The organism is Mesorhizobium kamtschaticum (assembly GCF_056174585.1).
In genome coordinates this window covers 804,164-825,904 of sequence record NZ_CM149691.1, presented here as the reverse complement: position 1 = coordinate 825,904, position 21,741 = coordinate 804,164, and the positions used below count along the sequence as shown (strand labels likewise).

The window sequence follows — 21,741 nt, the reverse complement described above, 5'->3', positions numbered from 1 at the left end:
CATGCTTACGGCGGACGAGACCCAAGCTTCGCTGACCGGCGCCTGGCGACTGATGCTCGGCAAGGCCGACGGCCTGCGCCTGCTCGACCTGTCGGCCGACGGTTTCTGGAATTCCTTTTTTGCCATCGTTGTTGCCGCGCCGGCGCTGATCGTCGGCTGGGTCGGCATCGCCAACGAGATCGGCGACCCCGATGCCTTCGCCGGCCGCTTCAGCATGCTGATGCGCCTGGCGACGGTCGATATCGGCTCCTGGGTGCTGCCGCTGATCGCGCTCGCCCTGGTCGCGCCGCGCGCGGGCATTGGCGGGCGCTTCGTCCACTATGTCGTCGCCAGCAACTGGGCCTCGGCCATCACCGCCTGGCTGATGCTGCCCTCGGCGCTGATCCGGCTTTTCCTGTCCTCGGCGAGCCAGGTCTCGAGCCTCGTGTCGCTGCTGCTGTTTGCCCTGTCGATGGTGCTGACCTGGCGCATGACCAACGCCACGATCGGCAAGGGCGCGGCAGTCGGCACCGCCGTTTTCGCCGGCATGTTCATCGCTTCGTTGTTGGTGCTGTTCGGGTTGCAGATGCTGCTTGGCATCACCGTCCCCGACGATATCGGGGCTCAGAGCCTTTCCGGACTCGTCCCTGGATAGGATCTTCCGGCTCTATTCCGAATAGAGCCTTCGTCTCTATTCAGGGATAATCGACGCCAATGAGAAAAAGCCCGTCGGGCGGCGCCACCTGGCCGCAGGCGGCGCGGTCGCGCGCCTCGAGCGCCGCCTTGAGGTCGGCCTCGGTCCAGCCGCCATCGCCGACGCGCTTGAGCGAGCCGACCATGGAGCGCACCTGGTTGTGCAGGAAGGAGCGCGCCGAAGCCCTCACTTCGATCACGTCGCCCGTCCGGCTCACATCGAGCCGCTCCAGCGTCCGGATCGGGCTGTTGGCCTGGCACTGGGTGGAGCGGAAGGTGGTGAAGTCATGCCGGCCAAGCAGTATTTTCGCCGCCTCATGCATGGCGCCGGCGTCGAGCCGCTTGGGCACCCACCACACCTTGCCCTTGTCCAGGGCCGCGGGCGCGCGCCGGTTGAGGATGCGGTAGAGATAGTGGCGGCCGGTGGCTGAGAAGCGCGCGTCGAAATCGTCGGGGACGACCGTCGCCTTCAGGATGGCAACATGCGCGCCCGCCGCCTGCATATGCGCGTTGATGGCATCGCGCACCTTGTCGCCAGGCCATGCCTTGGCGAGGTCGACATGCGCCACCTGGGCGGTCGCATGCACGCCGGCATCGGTGCGGCCGGCGGCGCGCATCCGCACCGCCTCGCCGCTGAATTTTTCGATGGCCTGCTCGATCGCCTGCTGCACCGAAGGCTGATCGGCCTGGTGCTGCCAGCCGGCAAACAGGCTGCCGTCATATTCGATGTCGAGGCGAAAACGCGGCATGCCGGAGCGCTATACGCACTCGCCTAGGCGGCGAGTGCGGTGAAGGCGGAGGCGTAGACCAGCCTGCCGGCTTCCGGAGCGTCGCCCCAGGCCAGCGCCTGCAGCGCCTCGCCTTGGTATTCACTCTCGAACTTTTCGGCACGCGCATGGCTGTAGCCGAAACGGCCGTAATAGGTCGGGTCGCCCAGCACCACGGCCAGCGTCTCGCCGGCATCCCTGAGACGGATATGCGCCTCGCGGATCAGCGCGCCGCCAATGCCGCTGCCATGGAACGAAGGTTCCACCGCCAGCGGCGCCAGCGCCAAGGCCGCAAAGCTCTTGCCGCCATTGCTGACGAACAGCCGCGAAAACAGGATGTGGCCGACCACCTGGCCGTCTTCTTCCGCCACCAGTTCGACGACGGCATCGCCGCCGGTGACCAGTGCGTCGACCAGCCCGGCCTCCGCCTGCTGGCCGAAAGCGTGTTCTTCGACGAGGCGAATGGCCTCGCGATCCCGCGGCGTCGCCGCGCGTATCGACATCATGCTCATGAGAACTTCATTCCTTTTACGATCTTGGCTCCGCGCAGGAATTCCGACGCGGCGGCGAGCTTTCCGCCCGCACGTTGAACTTCGACCAACCTGACCGCGCCTGCCCCGCAGGCGACCGTCAGCCGGTCATCGAGAATTCCTCCCGACTCGCCCAAATCGTCCGAAAGCGACAGGCCTTCGGACAGCGTCGAGCGAAGCAGTTTCAGCCGTTCCATGCGGCCGCCAATGTCAATTTCGGACCAGGCGCCGGGAAAGGGCGACAGGCCACGAAGGTGGTTATGGACCTCGGCCGCAGGCCGCGTCCAGTCCACGCGCGTCTCGGATTTATCGATTTTTCTGGCGTAAGTCACCCCTTCCGCCGCTTGCGCGGTAAATGTCAGGGTGTTCTCTTCCAGCCGCGCCAGCGCTTCCACCATCAAGGCAGCACCGACACTCATCAACCGATCATGCAGATCGCCCGCCGTCATATCGGGTTCGATGGCGCATTTTTCAAGCAATCCCACCGGTCCGGTATCCAGACCCTCTTCCATGCGCATCACCATCATGCCGCTTTCCAGGTCTCCAGCCATGATGGCGCGCTGGATGGGGGCGGCACCGCGCCAGCGCGGCAAAAGCGATGCATGGCCGTTGATGCAGCCAAGCCGGGGTGCGTCGAGAACAGCCTTCGGCAGCAGCAAACCATAGGCGACGACCACGGCGATATCGGCCTGCAGGGCATGGAAAGCGGCCTGCTCGGCCTCGCTCTTGAGGGAGGTCGGCGTCCGCACCTCGATGCCAAGCCGCTCCGCCTCGCGCTGCACCGGCGACGGCGTCAGCTCCAGCCCGCGCCGGCCGGCGGCACGCGGCGGCTGCGTGTAGACGGCTGAAATCTCATGTCCGGCCTCGGCAATGGCGCGCAGCGTCGGCACCGAAAACTCCGGCGTGCCCATGAAGATGACGCGAAGGGGCATTTTCCCCTATCCCACCAGCTTGCCCGGCGCCTTGTCCTTGGCGAGCTTCTTGAACTTCTTCACCACCATGTCGCGCTTCAGCTTCGAGATGTGGTCGATGAACAGCACGCCGTTGAGATGGTCGATCTCATGCTGCAGGCAGGTCGCCATCAGGCCTTCGGCCTCCATCTCCTGCAGCTTGCCGTCGCGATCGAGATATTTCACCCGAACGGAAGCCGGGCGTTCGACCTCGGCGTAATAGTCGGGGATCGACAGGCAGCCTTCCTCATAGACGGAGCGCGCCTCGGCGCTTTCCAGGATCTCGGGGTTGATGAAGACATGCGGCGCCGGCGTTTCGTCTTCCTTGGCGAGGTCGATCACCAGCATGCGCACAGGCTCGCCGATCTGGATCGCCGCCAGCCCGATGCCGGGCGCGTCATACATGGTCGCCAGCATATCGTCGGCCAGTTTGCGCAAAGGCGCGTCGACGCGCTCCACCGGCTTGGAAAGCTGGCGCAGGATGGGATCGGGAAGGATGATGAGCGGCTTGATCGGCATGGCGTTCCACCTAAGACGTCCAGCGAAAAGCGTCAACCGGGGCGCCCGAGCCTCGTTCACGTTTTGATCTGTGCCAGCCTGCCGAATCGGCTATGCTGTCCACATGAATGATCTGAGCACCATCCTTTCCGAGCCCGTCGCACGGCTTGGCGCCACCACGATTACGCTTGGCCATGCGCTGGCTTTCGGCGCCTTGCTGTTTCTCGGCCTGTTCGTGGCGCTGGTCATCGCGCTGTGGCGGTCGGCCAAGGCGCGCGCGGTCGCTGCCGCGGAAGCCGCCGACCATGCCCGCGACGCCGAGGCACGGATGGCCGGCATATTGCAAAGCCAGGCCGAGATGCAGGGCCGCATGGGCGCCATCGCCGAAGTGTTCGGGGCGCGCCAGGCGGAACTGACGCAGTCGATCGGCCAGCGCCTCGACGCCATGACCGGCAGGCTCGGCCAGACCATGACCGAGCAGACCAAATCCACGCATGAGAGCCTGGCCAAACTGCAGGAGCGGCTGGCGATCATCGATGTCGCGCAAGGCAACATCCAGTCGCTCGCCGGCCAGGTCGTTCAGCTGCAGGCGATCCTCTCCAACAAGCAGACGCGCGGCGCTTTCGGCCAGTCGCGCATGGAGGCGATCGTCGCCGACGGTCTGCCGATGGGCGCATACGAATTCCAGGCGACCCTGTCGAATGGCAGCCGGCCGGATTGCCTGGTGAAGATGCCGAACGGCGCGCCGTCGCTGGCCATTGACGCCAAATTTCCGCTGGAAGCCTGGAATGCCATCCGTGCCGCCGATGGCGCCGACCTGCAGAAGGTCGCCTCGCAGGCCTTTCGCCGCGACATCGAGATCCATGTCCGCGATATCTCCGAGAAATATCTGATCCAGGGCGAGACGCAGGACACCGCCTTCATGTTCGTGCCGTCGGAATCGGTGTTCGCCGAGATCCACGAGAATTTCGAGGCGATCGTCCACAAGGCGCACCGTGCCCGCATCGTCATCGTCTCGCCATCGCTGCTGATGCTGTCGATCCAGGTCATCCAGGCGATCCTCAAGGATGCCCGCATGCGCGAACAGGCGCATCTGATCCAGGGCGAGGTGATCCGGCTGATGGAGGATGTCGCGCGCGTCGACGAGCGCGTGCGCAAGCTGCAGGTGCATTTCGGCCAGTCGGCCAAGGACATCGACGACATCCTCGTCTCGACATCGAAGGTGACCAAGCGCGGCCAGAAGATCGAGGCGCTGGAGTTCGGCGTGCAGCCCGAAGGCGACGCCTCGGAGATACCGTCACGGGCACCGGCCGCGAAACTCGAGCCCGGACCGCGCGTTGCCGATTCAAAGACCGGCCAGCTCAGGCTGCGGGTCGTCGAAGGCGATGACTAGCGGGCAATTCCACCTAGGCCACGGCCACGATGACGTGCGCCTGAATTTTGGCGGCAAACGCCCCGCTGCCATGTCTGGCCGCAATCGCGGCTGCTGCATAGTCCGTTGCAGCGTCGAGTTTGCCCGGATCCCGGGCCTCGATTTCGGTGCGAAGAACAGTTCCCTGGCAATAGGCAACGGCCGGAATGCGCGGCGAAGGTGCCCGGCTTTGTTCGGCTCTCGTCTCGATCGCCACGCTGGAGAAACCTGCCTCCTCAAGGTCGCTGCGGATCAATGCCGTGTCGTGGTAGCCGTGCGGCGTGCGGGCCAGAAAGCGTGGCGGATCGTTCGGAAAAATCCTCGCCAGGGCATTCGTCACATCATCGGCAAAAACATTCTCTTCGATGCGATCCCATACGTTGAACAGAAAATGTCCGCCGGGCTTCAGCACCCGCTTTGCCTCGCGGTAGGCGGAGGGGCGGCTGGGAAAGAACATCGCGCCGAACTGGCAGCAAACCAGATCGAAGGCCGCGTCTTCAAAGGGCAGCGCCATGGCATCGGCCTGGCGCCATTGGATGCGACTGTCGGGCGCTTGACACGAAGCGGCGTAGTCGAGCATCGGCTGGTTGAGGTCGGTCACGACATAGCTTGCGTCAGGGGATAGTTTTGGCGCCAAGGTGCGGGTGACGACCCCGGTGCCCGCGGCGACTTCCAGGACGGCGCTGGGCGATAAGGACGCGGCTCGCCGTGCAAGGTCCGCGGCGAACGGCTCGAAAATCAACGGCACCATATAGCGGTCGTAGTTTTCCGGGATCGAGCCGGCAAACAATTTGTCCGTTTCCAACATGGCTATCCCCGCCCGTTTGATGGCGAGCCAGGCTAGCACATAATTGCGTGTCTGGGCGGCTTTCGACCCGAGAAACGGGGCTACTGCTCCTCCACGGTCGCCATGCCTTCGAATTCCGGAAGCCAGTGCAGAGCCGATCTGTGCCACTTCTGTTGTCTTGGGGTCAAATCCTGGCGTTGCCGCGCGGTGCCGACCCTGATCCCATAGATTTTCGGGCCGTCGCCGACCGACGTCGCGTAAAGATGCGAACCGCAGTCGGCACAGAAGGCCTGAACGCGCTTGGCGCCGCTCGCTACGGTTTTGATATAGATTTTTGGCGTTCCCCGGGTGATCCGGTAGTGATCCTCAGGCGCGGGAACGGTGACGCGAAAGGCCGTGCCGGTCAGTTGCTGACAGTCCGTGCAGTGGCAGATCGAGGTCTTTTCCGGATCGACCTCCGCCTCATAGGTGATGGCGCCGCAATGGCACCCGCCATCGATCTTCATGCTTGCTCCTCCGAAATCCACCGACCGATCTTAGCGGGACCAGGTGGTGGGGCCAACAGTGCAGTGCTGGTCCAGGACTACTCGGACGCGGCTTCGATCAGCTTGCGCCGCTGCTCCCAGGTGCCCGTGGTCTGCGGCTTGACGAACAGCCGCGTGATCTCGGGCATCTCCTTCTTCAACCGGGCCTCGATCCGCTCGACACAGGCTTCGATCTCCGGCGCCGTCAGATGGTCCTCGAATTCGATGCTCAAGCCAGCAACGATCTCCTGCGGCCCCATGTGGACGGTCAGCACGCCGTTCGCCCGCTGCACCGCCGGGTCCTGCTGGGCGATCGCCAGCACCTTTTTCTGCACCTCGGGTGAGGCCGGCTCGCCGATGAGCAGCCCCTTGCTTTCGCGGGCGAGGAAGATCGCCGTCGCGCCGAGGATCAGCGCGATACCGATCGAGGCGGCGCCGTCGAGCTCCGGCATCTCCAGCAGCTCCGCCGCCATTATGCCGGCAAAGGCGACGATCAGGCCAAGAAGCGCCGCGCTGTCCTCGAACAGCACGGTATAGACGCTCGGGTCCTTGCTCGATTGCACGGCCTGCAGCCAGCCCTGCTTGCCCTTCTCTCGGCGGAATTCCTTCAGCGCCACCATCCAGGAGGTGCCTTCGAACAGGAAGGACAGGCCGAGAACGATATAGTTCACCTTGACGTTGGCGACCGGCTCCGGCGCCATGATGTGGACGATGCCCTCGTAGAACGACACGCCGGCACCCAGCGCGAAGACCAGCAGGGCAACGATGAAGCTCCAGAAATAGAGTTCGCGGCCGTGGCCGAGCGGATGCGTGCGGTCGGCCGGGCGCGCGGCACGGTGCATGCCGTAGAGCAGCAGGCCGCCATTGCCGGTATCGACCAGCGAGTGCACGCCTTCCGACAACATTGCCGAGCTGCCGGTGAAGAAGGCGGCGGCGAATTTGGTCAGCGCGATGGCCATATTGCCGGCCAGCGCCGCGTAGATAACCGTTTTCGAGCCGCCATGCCCGGCCATGCAGTCTTGTCCCCTTCAGGATGCCCATTGTAACGGCCCTGCCGCCGAAGCTCCACAGGCAGCACAACGCGCGAACCGTCCAGCCGTTCAGACGGTTGAAGACTTATGGGCAGGAACGCCTTCTACTCGACGATCTCGTCGGTCCACACCTTGAAGCCGGCAAGTGTCCCTGGTCCAAAAATATGGGTCAGCGGTACATCCGCCGCGTCACGGCCCGAGGCGATCAGGATGCGCCCGATGCGCGGTGCGTTGTTGCGCGGGTCGAAAGCGTGCCAGCGGCCGCCGAGATAGACCTCCATCCAGGCGCAGAAATCCATGCTCGACCACGGCTTCGGCATGCCGATATCGCTGATGTAGCCGGTGCAATAGCGTGTCGGGATGTTGAGCGCCCGGCAGAAGGTGACGGCGAGATGCGCGAAGTCACGGCACACGCCGCTCTGCTCGCGATAGGCTTCCGCCGCGGTGCGCGTCGGTCGCGCGTTGCCGTAGTTGAAGACGATGTGGTTGTGGACGAAATCGCACACCGCCTGCACGCGCGGGATGCCGAGCGGCGTATGGCCGAACAGCCGCCACGCTTCGTTGGCCAAAAGGTCGCTCTCGCAAAACCGGCTGGGCAACAGGAACAGCAGCGCTTCGGCCGGCAGGTCTCGCACCTCGTGCTGCCAGGCCATCAGCTCGCTCATCTCGAATGTGCCGGGCGCGCGGATGACCGCATCGGTGCCGAATGTGAACCGGCCGGGGGGAGCAACGAAGCGGTTGCACCAATTGCCGAAACTGTCGCGGTAGCTCTCGATCGGCACCGGCGGATTCGAGGTCAAAAAATCCGGGCGCTCTAGATCGGAGGCGCGGGAATAGTGGACATTGAGCATCGCGATAAGCGGCGTTTCCTGCGGGAAGTCGAAACTCATCTCGCAGCCGATGTGGATCCGCATTGTTGTCCTGACCGGCCTGCCCAGCGATCACCCGGCGAAGGCGCGGGTCGATGCTGCAGTGCGAAGATGAGAATGGCACGGACCGGGATGGTTTACGAGCAAATTAGAAACCGGTTGAAAGCCGTCGACCGGCAGTCGCGACAGGCGCGCTGCCCCCTTGCAGCAAAGCGTTTCTCTTGTTTCACTCTGCATCCCGCAACTGGAGGAACGAATCATGGCTAAAGGTGCGATGAAGGCAGGCAAGGAAGCCCGCAAGCCGAAGAAGGATGCGAAGAAGCCGGCACCCGCTCCCGCCCTGAAGGCGCCGCCGGTCAAGGCGATGCGCATCAAGGAAAAGTAGGCCTCGGTAAGTCAGGCGCGGCGAAATCCCACCGGCGGCGTCAGACAATGCCGCCGGGTTGATCGGGCGTTTGGACAATCCTATATTTGTGGCGCGGGGACGACCCCGCGCTTCCCCGAAAATTCGGTCGGGACGACCCGCCACTATGATCGGCATCTGAGGAGCGGATTCCGTCTCCGGCCCGATGCTGGATGGAGCGTTCCCGATGTCATGGATTCTTCTGTTTTTCGCCGGCCTGTTCGAAATCGGCTGGGCGATCGGCCTCAAATACACTGATGGCTTCTCGAAACTGGTGCCGACGGTCCTCACCGTCGCCTCGATGATCGTCAGCCTTACTTTGCTTGGCCTGGCGCTGAAGGCGCTTCCCGTGGGCACCGCCTATGCGGTGTGGACCGGCATCGGCACCGTCGGCACGGCGCTGCTCGGCATCTGGCTGCTCGGCGAGCCCGCAACCGCGATCCGACTTGCCTGCATCGCGCTGATTGTCTGCGGCATTATGGGGCTGAAGTTCGCGGCCTGATTACGTCCAAGCGCCCGTCCTCGGACCTGGCCCGAGGGCGCGGCCGCTGGCATGACCTGCCTCGGAGAGGCTCAAAGCCTTGCTTTCACGCAAACGCCTTCAGGGCCGCTGCAAGGCGACCCTGATTCCAAATTTCGAAGCTTGGCCGCTAAGGCGTTAGCGGGCTGAGAAGCCTGGAGGCGTTCTGCCGGTGCGCTGCTTGCGCGCCGCATAGCGTGCGTCGCGTTTTGCTTTGCGTTCGGCTTCGTCGGCCAGCAAACGGGCGATGCGCTCGTTCTCTTCGGCTTCCTTGATCTTCGCTTCGGCCTGTGCCGTCTCTTCGGCCGCAATGCGTGCCGCTTCGGCCGCTGCCTCGCGCTCGGCCTTCTCGACCGCCTCGCGTGCCAGCTTCTCCTGCTTCAGCCTTGCCTTTTCAGCTTCGCGAATCTCGCGGGCCTCGAGGATTGCCTTGCGTTCGGCCTGTCGCGCCACGACTGCAGGATCGTCTGCCGCCGGCTTCGACTTGAAGCGCTCCAGAAGCGCCTTCTTTGCCTCGTTCGCGGCATTGCGCCGCTCGAAAATGTCTTTTTCCCTATAGATAGCCAAGTCCACTTCCCTGAAGTCAATTCGCGAGGCTTACATACGCGCGAATGCCGAGAGTTCAAGCGCCAAAACGGTATGCCAGCCATGAAATTCCGCGATGTTGCAGCCGGGAGACGCCTTTCCCCTGGAAATCGACATGCACTGTTCACCGCTAGCCCCTCTGGCGGCAAGACGGGTCGCTCGCTACCTCTAGCGCTAAAACCCAACACCAGGATGACATCACATGGAACTCGGTCTCTACACTTTTGCCGACGTCAGCCCGCAGCCGGGCCCCGGCGCCATCGGCCCGCATGAGCGCTTGCGCAACCTGATCGAGGAGGTTGAACTGGCCGACCAGGTCGGTCTCGACGTCTTTGGTCTCGGCGAACATCACCGGCCTGACTATGCCGCCTCAGCGCCCGTCGTGGCCCTGGCGGCGGCCGCTGAACGCTCGAAACGCATCAAGCTGACCAGCGCGGTCACCGTGCTCTCCTCGGACGATCCGGTCCGTGTCTTCCAGCAGTTCGCCACGCTAGATCTTCTGTCGGGCGGCCGTGCCGAGATCATGGCCGGGCGCGGCTCATTCATCGAATCCTTCCCGCTCTTCGGCTACAATCTCGAGGACTATGACGAGCTCTTCGCCGAAAAGCTCGACCTGCTGCTCGCCATCCGCGACCAGGTCAAGGTCACCTGGTCCGGCAATCTGCGTGCACCGATCAACGATCGCGGTGTCTATCCCCGACCCTTCCAGGACAGGCTGCCGGTCTGGATCGCCATCGGCGGGACGCCACAGTCTGCCGCCCGCGCGGGTGCGCTCGGCCTGCCGCTGGCGCTTGCCATCATCGGCGGCGAGCCGGCGCGCTTCGCGCCGCTGTTCGACCTTTACCGCGAGGCCGCCAAGCGCGCAGGCAATGACCCGGCGGGTCTCGCCACCAGCATCAACGTGCATGGCTTCATTGCCGAGACGACCGAGCAGGCGGCCGACGATTTCTACGGTCCGCAGGCCGAGGTGATGAACCGGATCGGCCGTGAGCGTGGCTGGGGCCCGACATCGCGGGCGCATTTCGACCAGTCGCGTGGTCCCAACGGCGCGCTGTTCGTCGGCAGTCCGGAGCAGATGGCCGAGAAGATCGTTGCCCAGCACAGGATCTTCAACAATGACCGCTTCCTGCTGCAGATGGCGATCGGCACCATGCCGCATGCCAAGATCATGAAGGCGACCGAGCTCTACGGCACGAGAGTGGCGCCGATCGTGCGCAAGGAAACCGCAAAATCCGCTCCGGCGGTGGCTGCGCCCGTCGCCTGAAGCAATTGCAGGAAAAGTGTGAAACGGCTTTCCGTCCGCAATTGCGCAAAACAAAGAGGTAGAGCGGGCTCGTCCCGCCGCTACACATTTATGGGCTGCCGGCGGCCTTCATAAGCTCCGCATGATGGATTTCGGTCGCTTCGTCGGCCGGGAACATGCATTCGATGCGCAGTTCCTGGGCGGCGACGGTTTGCGGCGTGCCTACTGTTGTGACCATCGAAAAGTAGTTGAGAACCCGATCTCCCCTGACGAAGCCCAGTGGAATGGTCGGCATGAAGCCGATTGCCACCGGGTTTCTCCATGCGCTTTGCACGTCCGGATAAGCGAGCAGTTCCGCCAGCAATGCCTTGGTCTTGTCATCGACGGCGCGGCCGATGGATTCGCGATAGACGCGCTCGAACAGGCTTTTCGCGACATCGGGCCAATTGGCGACGAACGGGCGCATGCCTTGCGGATCGAACATCAGGTGCAGCATGTTGCGCGGTCCCTGGCGGGCGGCCATGTCGATGAAGCCGCCGAAGAAGCGCGGCGCGGCTTCGTTGGTCATGAGCACGTTCCAGTAGCGATCCATGACCAGGGCCGGAAACGGCTCATGTTGCCGCAACATGCGCTTCAAGGCGTTGGTCACACCGGTCATCTCGGCCGAGTCCCACGCACTCTCGGAAAACATCGGCGCATAGCCTGCCGCCAGCAGCAAATTGTTGCGGTCGCGCAAGGGGATGTCGAGCGCCTGGGCGATGGTCATCAAGGTCTGGCGGCCGGGAACGCTGCGGCCGCTTTCGACGAAGCTGATCTGCTTTTGCGAAATCCCGGTATCGAGCGACAGGTCGAGCTGGCTTCGGCCACGCAGATCACGCCAGTGGCGCAAAAGCACGCCCAGGTTCGGCGTCATGTTCGTCTTGAGATCGGCCGATTTCATGGGGTCCTCGCAATCCACTTGCACCATACATGGCGATCGGACAGCGCATGAAGCCGACATCGCATGGATCGCGTCAGCCAATCCATGCGATGTCGATTGGTTCAGGCCGCCGCGGACCACAGCTGCGGCTGAAAACGGTCCTCGATCGGCGTGCCAGCCATGTTGGTGGTGATTGCCGCCATGGTGGAAATGCCGATACCGGTCACGACTTCCAGGATCTGGGCCTTCGAATAGCCCGCCGATGTAAACGCGTCGATATCGGCGTCGCTCACGTTTCCCCTGGTCTCGATCAGCGCCTTTGTCAGTGCCGACAGCGCCGCATATCTGGGATCGCTCGGCAGCCTGCCCGCCCGGATCGCCAAGACTTCGCTCTCGGCGATCCCGTCTTCGATGGCGAACGTCGAATGGGCGGCAACGGTCCAGGGGCATTTGATCGTGACGGCGTTGGTCAGCAGCAGCACCTGCTTTTCGATCTCGTCGAAGCTGCCACCGTGAAAGCTGCCGAAGCTGCCGGCGAATCCATTGAGAAGAACCGGATTGTTCGCCATCGTCGCCATCACATTCGGAAGAAAACCAAATCGCTCTGCCAAGGCTTTCAGCGTCGGCCTGGATTGTTCCGGCGCAGACTCGATCGTCTGAAGGGTGAATCTCTGCATTGTAACATCCTCTTGCAAGATCAGTTTCTGATTGCACGCACACCTTCGCGGATGCCCTACGACAGTGTTGCATCGCGAAAGTCCCCATCCACTAAGCCTCTCGAAGGCATGGTCTCAATTACATGCGGTGTAATATTTCGATCGAAGCGCTGCCCAACCGCTGATTTCCTGCTGCCATCCGGCCCGGCTTCGAAGCCGGCTCATGGAACCCGCGCCCGGAGTCTGCGTTTTCATGCAGGTAATTGCCGCGCTGAGGGGCGCGGGCTTGAGGGCGACCATGAAAACCGAACCCGCCGTTTTGGGCGCAGGCGTTGCCGAGGCCGAAGAGTCGCGCGAGGTGGCACGTGCCGACACGCATCTGATGCGCTCGCTGCTGGTCGGCATCTTCATTTTCATGACCATCTACGCCCTCTACTTCGCCCGCGCCTTCTTCATGCCGGTCATCCTGGCCTTCCTGCTGGCGCTGACATTGACGCCGATCGTGCGGCTGCTGCGCAAACGCGGCATTCCCGAAGTGGTGTCGGCAACCTTGCTGGTGCTCTTGTCCATCTGCGTCTTCGCCAGCGCCGGCTATTTGCTCTCAGGCCCGGTTATCGACCTCCTCAACAACACCTCGTCGATCGGCCAGCAGCTCACCGAGCGGCTGGCGCAATTGCGGCGTCCGCTGGAAAGAATCATGCAGGTCTCGCATCAGATCGAGCAAATGACCGAGACCTCGCAGGAGCCGGGCATCCAGAAGGTGGCGGTCGCCCAGTCCGGCATCCTGTCGGCGGCCGCCAGCAACATCCTGTCGGCGGGAACGAGCCTCACCATCATCTTCGTGCTGTCGCTGTTCCTGCTCGCCTCGGGCACGATGTTCTACGAGAAGATCATCCAGTCCTTCGCCAGCCTCAGCGAGAAGAAGCGGGCGCTGCGCGTCGTCTATGACGTCGAGCGCGAAATCTCGCACTATCTGCTCACCGTCACCATCATCAATGCCGGCCTCGGCACGGTCATCGGCATTGGCCTGTGGGCGCTCGGCATGCCCAACCCGCTGGTCTGGGGCGTCGCCGCGGCATTGTTAAACTTCCTGCCCTATGTCGGCGCGCTGTTGACCATCGTGCTGGTCGCGGTGATGGCACTGATCAGCTTCGACACCATTTCCTACGCGCTGCTGGCGCCGGCCTTCGTGCTGTTGTGTGACATTGTCGAAGGCCAGTTCGTGACACCGATGGTGGTCGGCAGGCGCCTGGAGATCAACGCCGTGGCGATCTTCATCGCCATTGCCTTCTGGTCGTGGCTGTGGGGTTTCGTCGGCGCGCTGATGGCGGTGCCGCTGCTGGTCGTCATCAAGGTGTTCTGCGACCATTTCGAGGGGCTCGACCATGTCGGCAATTTCCTCGCCGCGCAGCAAACCGCCGTGGTGGAGGACGAACCCGTCGAGGAGAACGGCAAGGCCGCGGCGTAACCGGCGGGCCGTGTTTGCGGCGCCCGGATCGAATGCCTATATGCGGCCGGACAATGGCCGGTGCCGCTTCCCGATGAACGACCTTTCCTTCGATCTCGACGCCTATCTCGCTCGCATCGGTTACGCCGGTCCGCGTGACGCATCGCTGGATACGCTGAAGGCACTGCATTTCCTCCACCCGCAGGCAATACCGTTCGAGAACATCGATCCGTTTCTTGGCCGACCGGTCCGGCTCGACCTTGCCGCTCTGCAGGACAAAATACTCCTTGGCGGACGTGGCGGTTATTGCTTCGAACACAACCTCCTCCTCATGCACGCGCTGAAGGCGCTTGGCTTTCAGGTCGGCGGTCTGGCCGCGCGTGTGCTTTGGGGCCAACCCGAAGACGCCATCACCGCGCGCAGCCACATGCTGCTGCGCGTCGAGCTTGATGGTCGGACCTATGTCGCCGATGTCGGCTTCGGCGGCCTGACCCTGACGGCGCCACTGCTGCTGGAGCCCGGCGCGGAACAGAAAACCCCACACGAGACATTCCGTCTCGTCGAGGTGGACGATCATTTCCGGCTTCAGGCCTCAATCGGCGGCGATTGGCGTTCGCTCTATCGCTTCGACCTGCAGCCACAATATGAGGTCGACTATTCCGTCACCAACTACTTCCTGTCGACCAATCCGACATCGCATTTCCTCTCCTCCGTCATAGCGGCACGCGCTACGCCCGACCGGCGTTACGCATTGCGCGGCAACCGCCTGTCGATCCATCACCTTGGCGGCCGCACCGAGCAGACAGAGATAATCACCGCCGCCCAACTCGCCGACACGCTGGAAGGCCAGCTCGGCATCATCATTCCCGACCGCACGGCTTTCGAGGCCAAAGTGCGTGAGAAGAAGATCGTGGAGACCAACGCATGACCGAACTGTCCGTTCTCGACCTGTCGCCGATCGTCGAAGGCAGCAATGCCTCGCAGTCGCTGGCCAATTCGCTCGATCTCGCCCGCCATGCCGAGCGGCTGGGCTACAAGCGCTACTGGCTGGCCGAGCACCACAACATGCCGGGCATTGCGAGCGCCGCCACATCCGTGGTCATCGCCCATGTCGCCGGCGGCACCAAGACCATTCGCGTCGGCGCCGGCGGCATCATGCTGCCCAACCATGCGCCGCTGGTCATCGCCGAGCAGTTTGGCACGCTGGCCGCCCTGTTTCCCGGCCGCATCGATCTCGGCCTTGGCCGGGCACCCGGCACCGACATGAACACCGCGCGCGCCTTGCGCCGCAACCTCGAGGCCGGCGTCGACAATTTTCCGCAGGATGTCGTCGAGCTGATGGGCTATTTCCCGCCGGCCGAGGAAGGCCAGCGCCTCAGGGCCGTGCCCGGCGAAGGCCAGAGCGTGCCGATCTGGATCCTTGGCTCCAGCCTTTATGGCGCGCAGCTCGCCGCCATGCTCGGCCTGCCCTATGCCTTCGCCTCGCATTTCGCGCCGGCCGAGCTCGACCACGCACTGGACATCTACCGCTCGCGCTTCCAGCCGTCGGAGCAGCTCGACAGACCGCATGTCATGCTCGGCCTCAATGTCTTTGCAGCACCCACCGACGCCGAGGCGCGGCTGCTGTTCACCTCCCTGCAGCAGGCCTTCGTCAATCTGCGCACCGGCCGGCCGGGACGATTGCCGCCGCCGGTCGAGAGCTATGACAGGGATCTCGACCCGATGGCCAAGACCATGCTTGGTCAGGCGCTGTCCTGCGCTGTCGTAGGTTCCCCGGAAACGGTTCGCCAGGGCATCGACGCCTTCGTGCGCCGCACCGGCGCCGACGAGCTGATGGTCACCGCGCAGATCTTCGATCACGCCGCCCGCGTGCGCTCCTTCGAGATCCTGGCCGAGGCGCACAAATCGCTGTCGCGGGCGGCCTGACGTTTTCTGTCTCGCCGGGTCCTTTTGCCGGTAGCGATGCTCTGCTAAGTGCGGAGCATCCAGTGGCAAGAGCGAGCTTTCCCGTGACACATGATCTTGACGCCCGCACGCAGTTTGCCATCGATCTGGCGCGGCGGGCAGGCGAACTCGGGCTCAAATATTTCCGCGATCTGGAAAGCCTGACCATCGAGAGCAAGGGCCATCAGGACCTGGTCTCGCAAGCCGACCGCGAGGTCGAGCTGTTCATCCGCGCGGCCATCGCTGCTGATTACCCGCAAGACGGCATCGTCGGCGAGGAACATGCCTCGGTCGCTGGCGCGACCGGCTATGTCTGGGTCATCGATCCCATCGACGGCACCGCCAATTTCGTGCGCGGCATTCCCGCTTGGTGCGTGGTGATCGCTTGTGCACGGGACGGGGAGACGGTCGTCGGCGTCATCCACGAGCCATCGACCGGCGAAACCTTCCACGGCCGGCTCGGCGGCGGCGCCTTCGTCAACGGCAGGCCGATCAGGACGAGTGCGGCGACCAACCTTGAAGAAGGGTCCGTGGGGACCGGATTTTCAAACCGGGCCGAGGCCGAAAATATCGCCGTGCTGATCAGCAGGATCCTTGCCGAAGGCGGCGTCTTCTTCCGCAACGCGTCAGGCGCCCTGATGTTGGCCTATGTGGCCTCGGGCCGGCTGCTTGGCTATGTGGAAGAGCATATGAACGCCTGGGACTGCCTGGCCGGCATGCTGTTGATCGAGGAGGCCGGCGGCACGGTTCTGAAGGCAGACCCAAAGACGGTGCTGCGGAGCGGGACACAGGTCATCACGGGTGGCAAGGGCGTGTTTTCGAAGCTGCAGGCGCTTTGTTCAGGGGTGTTCAAGCCCTGATCCGGCATCCGCCGCTCAGGCACTCACGCTCTGCGCGATTGCTCCCAGCGGCCGACACGAATTGCGGATCATCAGCCGGCCTTTGAGCACGAGTTTGCGCGGTGGCGCATCCCGGTTGCCGGCGAGGCGGTCAAGCAACAGATTGGCCGCCTGTTCGCCGATCGCCTGTACCGGCTGCGCCACGGTGGTCAGCTGCGGCTGGAACACGTCGGACCAGGGAAAATCGTCGAAGCAGGCAACCGAAATATCTTCGGGGCAGGACAGGCCAATATCGCGGATCGCCTTCATGGTGCCGATCACCATCGGGTTGTTGGCCGAGAAGATCGCGCTTGGCCGGTCATGCGACGAAAGCAGCTGCATGGTCGCGTTGTAGCCATCGATCTCATGGAAATTGCCGGAGCGGACCAGTTCCTCGGCCACCGGCAGGCCGGCGGCGTGAAGCGCCTCGCGATACCCCGTCATGCGGTCATGCATCGGCGAAATGTCCGACGTGCCGGTGATGTAGCCGATGCGCCGGTGGCCGAGATTGATCAGATAGGTGATGGCGTCGAACACCGCGCGTTGGTTGTCGAGCACCACCGTATCGGTGTCGACGCCGTCGCAGACGCGATCCAGAAGCACCACAGGCACATTGGCGTCGTCGACGATCCGCTTGAGGATCGCGCCATCGCCGACACGCGCCACGATCAGCCCGTCGACCATGCGGTCGAGCAGCAGCCGGATCTGGTCGTCCTGGGTGTTCAAATCCTCATCCGTGCAGCACAGCATGACGGCATAGCCGGCGCGGTCGAAGGCCTGCTGGATGACCGAGACGACATCGGTGAAGAACGGATTGGTGATGTGCGGCACGGTCAGCCCGATGGTGCGCGTCGTGCCCATCTTCAGGCTGCGGGCGATCGCATTGCGCTTGTAGCCGATATCGCGGATCGCCTGTTTGATGCGCTGGCTGAGCTCCGGGCTGACGGTCGCCGTGCCGTTGATCAGTGCCGACACGGTGGCGACCGAGACACGCGCGGCTTCGGCCACATGCAGCATGGTCGGCGCCGTCGATTTCCGCTGTCTCGTCCGCTTGGATGCTGCCATTTTCGAAACGTTTCGCCGGTGTTTGTTCGCTATACCTACGGAATATCAAGGTTTTTCGCAAGAATTGAAAAGGGTCAATCCTGCGTTATCAGATGGCGGCTTGACAGCATCGAAACGTTTAGATTAGCGTTTGGATGAAATTGACGACGACGGAAGGGAGGCCGCCATTGTCATGGAGCACGAAGCGTCCATCGCCCATGGGCATGCCGCGGCGGCCGACCGTTCCAATGTCGTCCTGAGCGCCGACCGTATTTCCAAGAGCTTCGGCGGCATCGCCGCTCTGGTCGATGTCGGCTTCGAATTGCGGCGCGGCGAGGTCCATGCCCTGATGGGCGAAAACGGCGCCGGCAAGTCGACGCTGATGAAGATACTGTCCGGCGTCTATACCGGCTACGAGGGCACGGTCAGCATCGATGGAAGGCCGGTCAGCTTCGCCGGCGTGCGCGACGCCGAGGATGCCGGCATCGCCATCATCCACCAGGAACTCAACCTGGTGCCGGAGCTTAGCGTCGCCGACAACATCTTCCTCGGCCGCGAGAAACTGATCGCCGGGCTGATCGTCGACCGCAAGGCGAGCAGCCGCGCGGCGGCTGCCCTTTTGCAGCGGCTCGGCATCGAACTCGATCCCGAAGCGCGCGTCGGCGCCTTGCGCGTCGGCGAACAGCAGCTGGTCGAGATCGCCAAGGCACTGTCGATGTCGGCGCGCATCCTGATCATGGACGAACCGACCTCGGCGCTGTCGCCGGCCGAATGCCAGCGGCTGTTCCGCATCATCCGCCAGCTTGCCGAAAGCGGCGTCGCCATCGTCTACATCTCGCATCGCATCGACGAGGTCATGCATCTGGCCAGCCGCGTCACCGTCTTCCGCGACGGACGCCATGTACTGACGCGGCCGATGGCCGAGCTTGACGAGAATGCCATCATTTCGGCGATGGTCGGACGGGACCTGCTCGCATCCTCCCAGGACGAGCGGGAACCCGGCGGCAGGACGGTGCTTTCGGTCAGCAATCTGTCGCTGTCGAAGCCTGACCGCCAGGGCTGGCGGCAGGTGATCGAAGGGGTCAGCTTCGATCTTGCCGCCGGTGAAATCCTCGGCATAGGTGGCCTTTTGGGGTCGGGCCGCACCGAGATCATGGAAGCGATCTTCGGCTCAAGCGACGGCCGTGCCGGCGGCGAGATTCGCCTCGATGGCCGGCCCGTGGACATCCGCTCGCCGCGCGATGCAAGGCGGCTGGGCGTCGCGCTGGTGACCGAGGACCGCAAGACGCAAGGCCTGCATCTGCAGGCGTCGATCACGGACAATGTGGCACTGCCGCTGGTCGGATCGCTGGCGCGCTTCGGCATCCGCTCGCTGGCCGGCGAGCAGGGGCTGGCGCGGCAGGCGGTCAAGGCGCTCGGCATCCGCTGCCGGGACACTGACCAGCCTGCCGGCACCTTGTCGGGCGGCAACCAGCAGAAGGTCGTCATCGGCAAATGGCTGGCGACGAGGCCACGCGTGCTGTTGCTGGACGAGCCGACGCGCGGCATCGATGTCGGCGCCAAGCGCGAGATCTACGACCTCATCTTCCAGCTAGCGCGCGATGGTCTTGCCATCGCCGTCATCAGTTCCGAACTGCCGGAATTGCTGCACCTCTCGGACCGCATCCTGGTGATGGCCGACGGCCGCCAGACCGGCATTCTTTCCCGCGCGGCGGCAAGCGAAGAGGCGATCATGCGCCTCGCAGCACCCCGCCGAACTCTATCGAGACCAGCCGCATGACTGCCCTGAAACTCCTGTCCCGCACCAAGCTCTATCGGGGCCTGATCGCCATCTTCCTGATCGGCGTGCTGGGCTCACCGGTGAGTTCCAAGGGCAACAACATCTTCCTGTCCTACGGCAATCTGCTCGACGTGCTGCGCCAGGTGTCGACCACCGGGCTGATCGCCACCGGCATGACGGCGGTGATCATCACCGGCGGCATCGACCTCTCCGTCGGCTCGCTGATGGCCATCTGCTCGGTGGTCTGCGCCATGCTGCTGACGGTGCCGGGCGTGACGCCGGGTGTCGTGCTGGGCGTGCCGACCGTTGCCCTGGTGGCGCTTTGCCTCGGCTTCGTCGTCACCCGCTTCATCTTTCTCAATCTCGAAAAATCCCGCGCCGGTGCGGATGCCGCCGCGCGAGATGTCCGGCTGGACAGCGTTCGTGGGCTGGTCACGCCGGCCATCGTCGGCGTCGTCCTGTGCTGCCTCGCTCTGTGGTATCTGCTGCCGCAGATCGAGCCCAAATTCGGCGTGCTTGGTGTGCTGCTGGTGGCGCCCTGCGTCGGCCTGCTGTTCGGCGCCATCAACGGCTTCATCATCGTTGCCGGGCGGCTGCAGCCCTTCATCGTCACGCTGGCGATGATGGTGACGGCACTCGGCATCGCCCGGCTGACCGCCGGCCAGAACAATGCCGTGCTGCCGGTCTATACCGGCTCGAACGCCACCGCCGATTTCGAAATGCTGCGCTCACTGGTGTTCGGCGTCATCCCGATGCCCGGCCTGTTCTTCCTCGGCGCGATCCTGATCTACGGCGCGGTGCTGCGCTTCACGCCGTTCGGCCGCTACGTCTATGCCATCGGCGGCAATGAAGAGGCGGCCCGGCTGTCCGGCATCGCCGCCGGCCGCGTCAAGATCGCCACCTATGCCATCTCCGGCCTGCTGGCCGGGATCGCCGCGGTGCTCTATGTGGCGCAGTACCGGCAAGGCAAGCCCGATGCCGGCGCCGGGCTGGAGCTCGACGCCATCGCCGCCGTGGTCATCGGCGGCACCAGCCTGATGGGTGGGCGCGGCAGCCTGATCGGCACGTTCTGCGGCGTGCTGATCTTCGGGCTGCTCTCCAACATATTGCAGCTCCACAACATCAATTCGAACCTTCAGCTGGTGCTGAAGGGGATGATCATCATCGGCACCGTGCTCGTGCAGGAGCGCAATGTCGGTGATCTCCTGGCCTATCTGCGCCTGCCCGGTGGGCAAACGGCGCGCAAGGAAACGGCCGCGGCAAAGCGACCGTCACAAGAGACCCCGTCTCTCAATCTCGGAGGAAACAAGAAATGAAACGACGTGACATGCTCAAGCTTGCCGCCCTCGGCGCGGCACTGCTGACCACCACCGCGCTGCTCTCGACCAATGCCTTCGCCCAGGACACGAAGTGGAAGATCGGCTTTTCGCAGGTGACCACCATCGAGCCCTGGCGCGCCCAGTTCAACAAGGACATCATCGCCGAAGCCGCCAAGCATCCCGAGGTCGAGCTGATCATCACCGACGGCGAGGACAAGACGGAGAAGCAGGTTGCCGATGTCGAGAACCTGATCCGTCAGGAGGTTGATGCGCTTTTGGTGTCGCCGAAGGAATCCGCCGGCCTGACCGGCGTCGTGCAGCAGGCCATCGACGCCAAGATCCCGGTCTTCGTGCTCGACCGCAATGTCGACACCAAGGATTACACGCAGTTCGTCGGCGGCGACAACGCCCTGATCGGCCGCGCGGCCGGCGAATATGCCGTCGAACTGCTCGGCGGCAAGGGCAAGGCAGCGGGCAATGTCGTCGAGATCTGGGGCGGCATGGGCACCCAGCCGGCGCATGACCGCCATGACGGCTTCCACGAATTCACCGACAAGGAGCCGGGCATCAAGTATCTACTCGACCAGCAGTCAGGCGACTGGAAACAGGACCAGGCCTACAATCTGATGGCCAACGCGCTGAAAACCAACGAGAAGATCGATCTCGTCTACGGCCACAACGACCCGATGGCCTACGGCGCTTATCTTGCCGCCAAGGATGTCGGCCGCGAGAAGGACATCAAGTTCATCGGCATCGACGGCCTGCCGAATGAAGGCGTGCAAATGGTGAACAAGGGCGAACTGACGGCGACCTTCACCTATGTGACCCCGGGCGCGGAAGGCCTGCGCCAGGCGATCAAGTTCCTCAATGGCGAGAAGGTCGAAAAGACCATCACCTTGCCGACCGAGAAGATCACCAAGGAAAACGCCGCCCAGGTGCTGAAGGATAACGGCCTCTGAGACGA

24 protein-coding genes are annotated in these 21,741 nt (G+C 63.7%); 12 read left to right on the top strand and 12 right to left on the bottom strand.

Annotated elements, in window-relative coordinates; all coding sequences use genetic code 11:
* The first annotated feature begins 1 nt into the window (after window position 1).
* Window positions 2–634 carry a transporter gene (locus AC0V7N_RS03915; protein WP_475454886.1) on the top strand — a complete coding sequence of 211 codons (633 nt, stop codon included), beginning with the start codon at window positions 2–4 and terminating at the stop codon, window positions 632–634.
* Between the two features lie 40 nt (window positions 635–674).
* Here AC0V7N_RS03915 and truA read toward each other — a convergent pair whose 3' ends face one another.
* Genes truA through def form a run of 4 tightly spaced genes read right to left on the bottom strand, consistent with a single transcriptional unit; the run spans window position 675 to window position 3,438 of the window.
* Window positions 675–1,421 (bottom strand): tRNA pseudouridine(38-40) synthase TruA, encoded by a 747-nt coding sequence (truA, locus tag AC0V7N_RS03910; RefSeq protein ID WP_475454884.1) that lies wholly within the window; start codon window positions 1,419–1,421, stop codon window positions 675–677.
* Between the two features lie 23 nt (window positions 1,422–1,444).
* On the bottom strand, window positions 1,445–1,951 hold the full coding sequence (locus tag AC0V7N_RS03905) for a GNAT family N-acetyltransferase (RefSeq protein ID WP_475454882.1): 507 nt from the start codon (window positions 1,949–1,951) through the stop codon (window positions 1,445–1,447).
* Window positions 1,948–2,901, bottom strand: coding sequence for a methionyl-tRNA formyltransferase (gene fmt / locus AC0V7N_RS03900; RefSeq protein WP_475454880.1), 954 nt, complete (start codon window positions 2,899–2,901; stop codon window positions 1,948–1,950). The genes AC0V7N_RS03905 and fmt overlap by 4 nt, the downstream gene beginning before the upstream one ends.
* A 6-nt stretch (window positions 2,902–2,907) precedes the next feature.
* On the bottom strand, window positions 2,908–3,438 hold the full coding sequence (gene def / locus AC0V7N_RS03895) for a peptide deformylase (protein ID WP_475454877.1): 531 nt from the start codon (window positions 3,436–3,438) through the stop codon (window positions 2,908–2,910).
* Between the two features lie 103 nt (window positions 3,439–3,541).
* Here def and AC0V7N_RS03890 point away from each other — a divergent pair, with 103 nt between their 5' ends.
* Window positions 3,542–4,810, top strand: coding sequence for a DNA recombination protein RmuC (locus AC0V7N_RS03890; protein WP_475454875.1), 1,269 nt, complete (start codon window positions 3,542–3,544; stop codon window positions 4,808–4,810).
* A 13-nt stretch (window positions 4,811–4,823) separates the two neighbouring features.
* Here AC0V7N_RS03890 and AC0V7N_RS03885 read toward each other — a convergent pair whose 3' ends face one another.
* The 4 genes from AC0V7N_RS03885 to AC0V7N_RS03870 all read right to left on the bottom strand — a co-directional run bounded on the left by AC0V7N_RS03885 (window position 4,824) and on the right by AC0V7N_RS03870 (window position 8,084).
* Window positions 4,824–5,636, bottom strand: a complete 813-nt coding sequence (locus tag AC0V7N_RS03885; protein WP_475460195.1) for a class I SAM-dependent methyltransferase — start codon at window positions 5,634–5,636, stop codon at window positions 4,824–4,826.
* A gap of 80 nt (window positions 5,637–5,716) precedes the next feature.
* The gene (locus AC0V7N_RS03880) at window positions 5,717–6,121 is read right to left on the bottom strand and encodes a GFA family protein (RefSeq protein ID WP_475454873.1); all 405 of its coding nucleotides are present in this window, start codon (window positions 6,119–6,121) and stop codon (window positions 5,717–5,719) included.
* Between the two features lie 77 nt (window positions 6,122–6,198).
* The gene (locus AC0V7N_RS03875) at window positions 6,199–7,152 is read right to left on the bottom strand and encodes a cation diffusion facilitator family transporter (protein WP_475454871.1); all 954 of its coding nucleotides are present in this window, start codon (window positions 7,150–7,152) and stop codon (window positions 6,199–6,201) included.
* A 122-nt stretch (window positions 7,153–7,274) separates the two neighbouring features.
* The gene (locus AC0V7N_RS03870; protein ID WP_475454869.1) at window positions 7,275–8,084 is read right to left on the bottom strand and encodes a transglutaminase-like domain-containing protein; all 810 of its coding nucleotides are present in this window, start codon (window positions 8,082–8,084) and stop codon (window positions 7,275–7,277) included.
* A 214-nt stretch (window positions 8,085–8,298) separates the two neighbouring features.
* On the opposite strand from AC0V7N_RS03870, the gene AC0V7N_RS03865 reads away from it, so the two are divergent.
* The gene (locus AC0V7N_RS03865; protein ID WP_013891842.1) at window positions 8,299–8,424 is read left to right on the top strand and encodes a hypothetical protein; all 126 of its coding nucleotides are present in this window, start codon (window positions 8,299–8,301) and stop codon (window positions 8,422–8,424) included.
* A gap of 205 nt (window positions 8,425–8,629) precedes the next feature.
* Window positions 8,630–8,944: a quaternary ammonium compound efflux SMR transporter SugE gene (gene sugE / locus AC0V7N_RS03860; protein WP_064990686.1), complete on the top strand. Its 315-nt coding sequence runs from the start codon at window positions 8,630–8,632 to the stop codon at window positions 8,942–8,944.
* A 156-nt stretch (window positions 8,945–9,100) separates the two neighbouring features.
* Here sugE and AC0V7N_RS03855 read toward each other — a convergent pair whose 3' ends face one another.
* Entirely contained in the window at window positions 9,101–9,529 is a 429-nt protein-coding gene (locus tag AC0V7N_RS03855) for a DUF6481 family protein (protein WP_475454866.1), read from the bottom strand.
* 220 nt (window positions 9,530–9,749) lie between these two features.
* Between AC0V7N_RS03855 and AC0V7N_RS03850 the strand changes: the two genes are divergently transcribed.
* Window positions 9,750–10,811 carry an LLM class flavin-dependent oxidoreductase gene (locus AC0V7N_RS03850; protein WP_475454864.1) on the top strand — a complete coding sequence of 354 codons (1,062 nt, stop codon included), beginning with the start codon at window positions 9,750–9,752 and terminating at the stop codon, window positions 10,809–10,811.
* An 88-nt stretch (window positions 10,812–10,899) separates the two neighbouring features.
* Here AC0V7N_RS03850 and AC0V7N_RS03845 read toward each other — a convergent pair whose 3' ends face one another.
* Both AC0V7N_RS03845 and AC0V7N_RS03840 read right to left on the bottom strand, forming a co-directional pair.
* The gene (locus AC0V7N_RS03845; RefSeq protein ID WP_475454862.1) at window positions 10,900–11,730 is read right to left on the bottom strand and encodes a helix-turn-helix domain-containing protein; all 831 of its coding nucleotides are present in this window, start codon (window positions 11,728–11,730) and stop codon (window positions 10,900–10,902) included.
* Between the two features lie 101 nt (window positions 11,731–11,831).
* Window positions 11,832–12,386 carry a carboxymuconolactone decarboxylase family protein gene (locus tag AC0V7N_RS03840; RefSeq protein ID WP_475454860.1) on the bottom strand — a complete coding sequence of 185 codons (555 nt, stop codon included), beginning with the start codon at window positions 12,384–12,386 and terminating at the stop codon, window positions 11,832–11,834.
* A 277-nt stretch (window positions 12,387–12,663) separates the two neighbouring features.
* Between AC0V7N_RS03840 and AC0V7N_RS03835 the strand changes: the two genes are divergently transcribed.
* From AC0V7N_RS03835 to AC0V7N_RS03820, 4 genes are all read left to right on the top strand, one after another.
* Window positions 12,664–13,833 (top strand): AI-2E family transporter, encoded by a 1,170-nt coding sequence (locus AC0V7N_RS03835; RefSeq protein ID WP_258588125.1) that lies wholly within the window; start codon window positions 12,664–12,666, stop codon window positions 13,831–13,833.
* 73 nt (window positions 13,834–13,906) lie between these two features.
* Complete coding sequence (locus AC0V7N_RS03830) at window positions 13,907–14,740, top strand: arylamine N-acetyltransferase family protein (protein ID WP_475454857.1); 834 nt, start codon at window positions 13,907–13,909, stop codon at window positions 14,738–14,740.
* Entirely contained in the window at window positions 14,737–15,738 is a 1,002-nt protein-coding gene (locus AC0V7N_RS03825; protein WP_496627718.1) for an MsnO8 family LLM class oxidoreductase, read from the top strand. The genes AC0V7N_RS03830 and AC0V7N_RS03825 overlap by 4 nt, the downstream gene beginning before the upstream one ends.
* An 83-nt stretch (window positions 15,739–15,821) precedes the next feature.
* The gene (locus tag AC0V7N_RS03820) at window positions 15,822–16,616 is read left to right on the top strand and encodes an inositol monophosphatase family protein (protein ID WP_475454853.1); all 795 of its coding nucleotides are present in this window, start codon (window positions 15,822–15,824) and stop codon (window positions 16,614–16,616) included.
* 15 nt (window positions 16,617–16,631) lie between these two features.
* On the opposite strand, the gene AC0V7N_RS03815 is transcribed toward AC0V7N_RS03820, so the two are convergent.
* Window positions 16,632–17,651, bottom strand: coding sequence for a LacI family DNA-binding transcriptional regulator (locus AC0V7N_RS03815; protein ID WP_475460193.1), 1,020 nt, complete (start codon window positions 17,649–17,651; stop codon window positions 16,632–16,634).
* 220 nt (window positions 17,652–17,871) lie between these two features.
* Between AC0V7N_RS03815 and AC0V7N_RS03810 the strand changes: the two genes are divergently transcribed.
* Genes AC0V7N_RS03810 through AC0V7N_RS03800 form a run of 3 tightly spaced genes read left to right on the top strand, consistent with a single transcriptional unit; the run spans window position 17,872 to window position 21,736 of the window.
* Window positions 17,872–19,458 (top strand): sugar ABC transporter ATP-binding protein, encoded by a 1,587-nt coding sequence (locus tag AC0V7N_RS03810; RefSeq protein ID WP_475454851.1) that lies wholly within the window; start codon window positions 17,872–17,874, stop codon window positions 19,456–19,458.
* Entirely contained in the window at window positions 19,455–20,774 is a 1,320-nt protein-coding gene (locus AC0V7N_RS03805; protein WP_496627717.1) for an ABC transporter permease subunit, read from the top strand. The genes AC0V7N_RS03810 and AC0V7N_RS03805 overlap by 4 nt, the downstream gene beginning before the upstream one ends.
* Window positions 20,771–21,736: a substrate-binding domain-containing protein gene (locus AC0V7N_RS03800; protein ID WP_475454847.1), complete on the top strand. Its 966-nt coding sequence runs from the start codon at window positions 20,771–20,773 to the stop codon at window positions 21,734–21,736. The genes AC0V7N_RS03805 and AC0V7N_RS03800 overlap by 4 nt, the downstream gene beginning before the upstream one ends.
* Window positions 21,737–21,741: the final 5 nt, after the last annotated feature.

Coding starts and splice junctions, on each gene's coding strand:
- AC0V7N_RS03915 (WP_475454886.1), top strand. CDS start 2: ATGCTTACGGCGGACGAGACCCAAGCTTCGCTGACCGGCGCCTGGCGA.
- truA (WP_475454884.1), bottom strand. CDS start 1,421: ATGCCGCGTTTTCGCCTCGACATCGAATATGACGGCAGCCTGTTTGCC.
- AC0V7N_RS03905 (WP_475454882.1), bottom strand. CDS start 1,951: ATGAGCATGATGTCGATACGCGCGGCGACGCCGCGGGATCGCGAGGCC.
- fmt (WP_475454880.1), bottom strand. CDS start 2,901: ATGCCCCTTCGCGTCATCTTCATGGGCACGCCGGAGTTTTCGGTGCCG.
- def (WP_475454877.1), bottom strand. CDS start 3,438: ATGCCGATCAAGCCGCTCATCATCCTTCCCGATCCCATCCTGCGCCAG.
- AC0V7N_RS03890 (WP_475454875.1), top strand. CDS start 3,542: ATGAATGATCTGAGCACCATCCTTTCCGAGCCCGTCGCACGGCTTGGC.
- AC0V7N_RS03885 (WP_475460195.1), bottom strand. CDS start 5,636: ATGTTGGAAACGGACAAATTGTTTGCCGGCTCGATCCCGGAAAACTAC.
- AC0V7N_RS03880 (WP_475454873.1), bottom strand. CDS start 6,121: ATGAAGATCGATGGCGGGTGCCATTGCGGCGCCATCACCTATGAGGCG.
- AC0V7N_RS03875 (WP_475454871.1), bottom strand. CDS start 7,152: ATGGCCGGGCATGGCGGCTCGAAAACGGTTATCTACGCGGCGCTGGCC.
- AC0V7N_RS03870 (WP_475454869.1), bottom strand. CDS start 8,084: ATGCGGATCCACATCGGCTGCGAGATGAGTTTCGACTTCCCGCAGGAA.
- AC0V7N_RS03865 (WP_013891842.1), top strand. CDS start 8,299: ATGGCTAAAGGTGCGATGAAGGCAGGCAAGGAAGCCCGCAAGCCGAAG.
- sugE (WP_064990686.1), top strand. CDS start 8,630: ATGTCATGGATTCTTCTGTTTTTCGCCGGCCTGTTCGAAATCGGCTGG.
- AC0V7N_RS03850 (WP_475454864.1), top strand. CDS start 9,750: ATGGAACTCGGTCTCTACACTTTTGCCGACGTCAGCCCGCAGCCGGGC.
- AC0V7N_RS03845 (WP_475454862.1), bottom strand. CDS start 11,730: ATGAAATCGGCCGATCTCAAGACGAACATGACGCCGAACCTGGGCGTG.
- AC0V7N_RS03840 (WP_475454860.1), bottom strand. CDS start 12,386: ATGCAGAGATTCACCCTTCAGACGATCGAGTCTGCGCCGGAACAATCC.
- AC0V7N_RS03835 (WP_258588125.1), top strand. CDS start 12,664: ATGAAAACCGAACCCGCCGTTTTGGGCGCAGGCGTTGCCGAGGCCGAA.
- AC0V7N_RS03830 (WP_475454857.1), top strand. CDS start 13,907: ATGAACGACCTTTCCTTCGATCTCGACGCCTATCTCGCTCGCATCGGT.
- AC0V7N_RS03825 (WP_496627718.1), top strand. CDS start 14,737: ATGACCGAACTGTCCGTTCTCGACCTGTCGCCGATCGTCGAAGGCAGC.
- AC0V7N_RS03815 (WP_475460193.1), bottom strand. CDS start 17,651: ATGCTGCATGTGGCCGAAGCCGCGCGTGTCTCGGTCGCCACCGTGTCG.
- AC0V7N_RS03810 (WP_475454851.1), top strand. CDS start 17,872: ATGGAGCACGAAGCGTCCATCGCCCATGGGCATGCCGCGGCGGCCGAC.
- AC0V7N_RS03805 (WP_496627717.1), top strand. CDS start 19,455: ATGACTGCCCTGAAACTCCTGTCCCGCACCAAGCTCTATCGGGGCCTG.
- AC0V7N_RS03800 (WP_475454847.1), top strand. CDS start 20,771: ATGAAACGACGTGACATGCTCAAGCTTGCCGCCCTCGGCGCGGCACTG.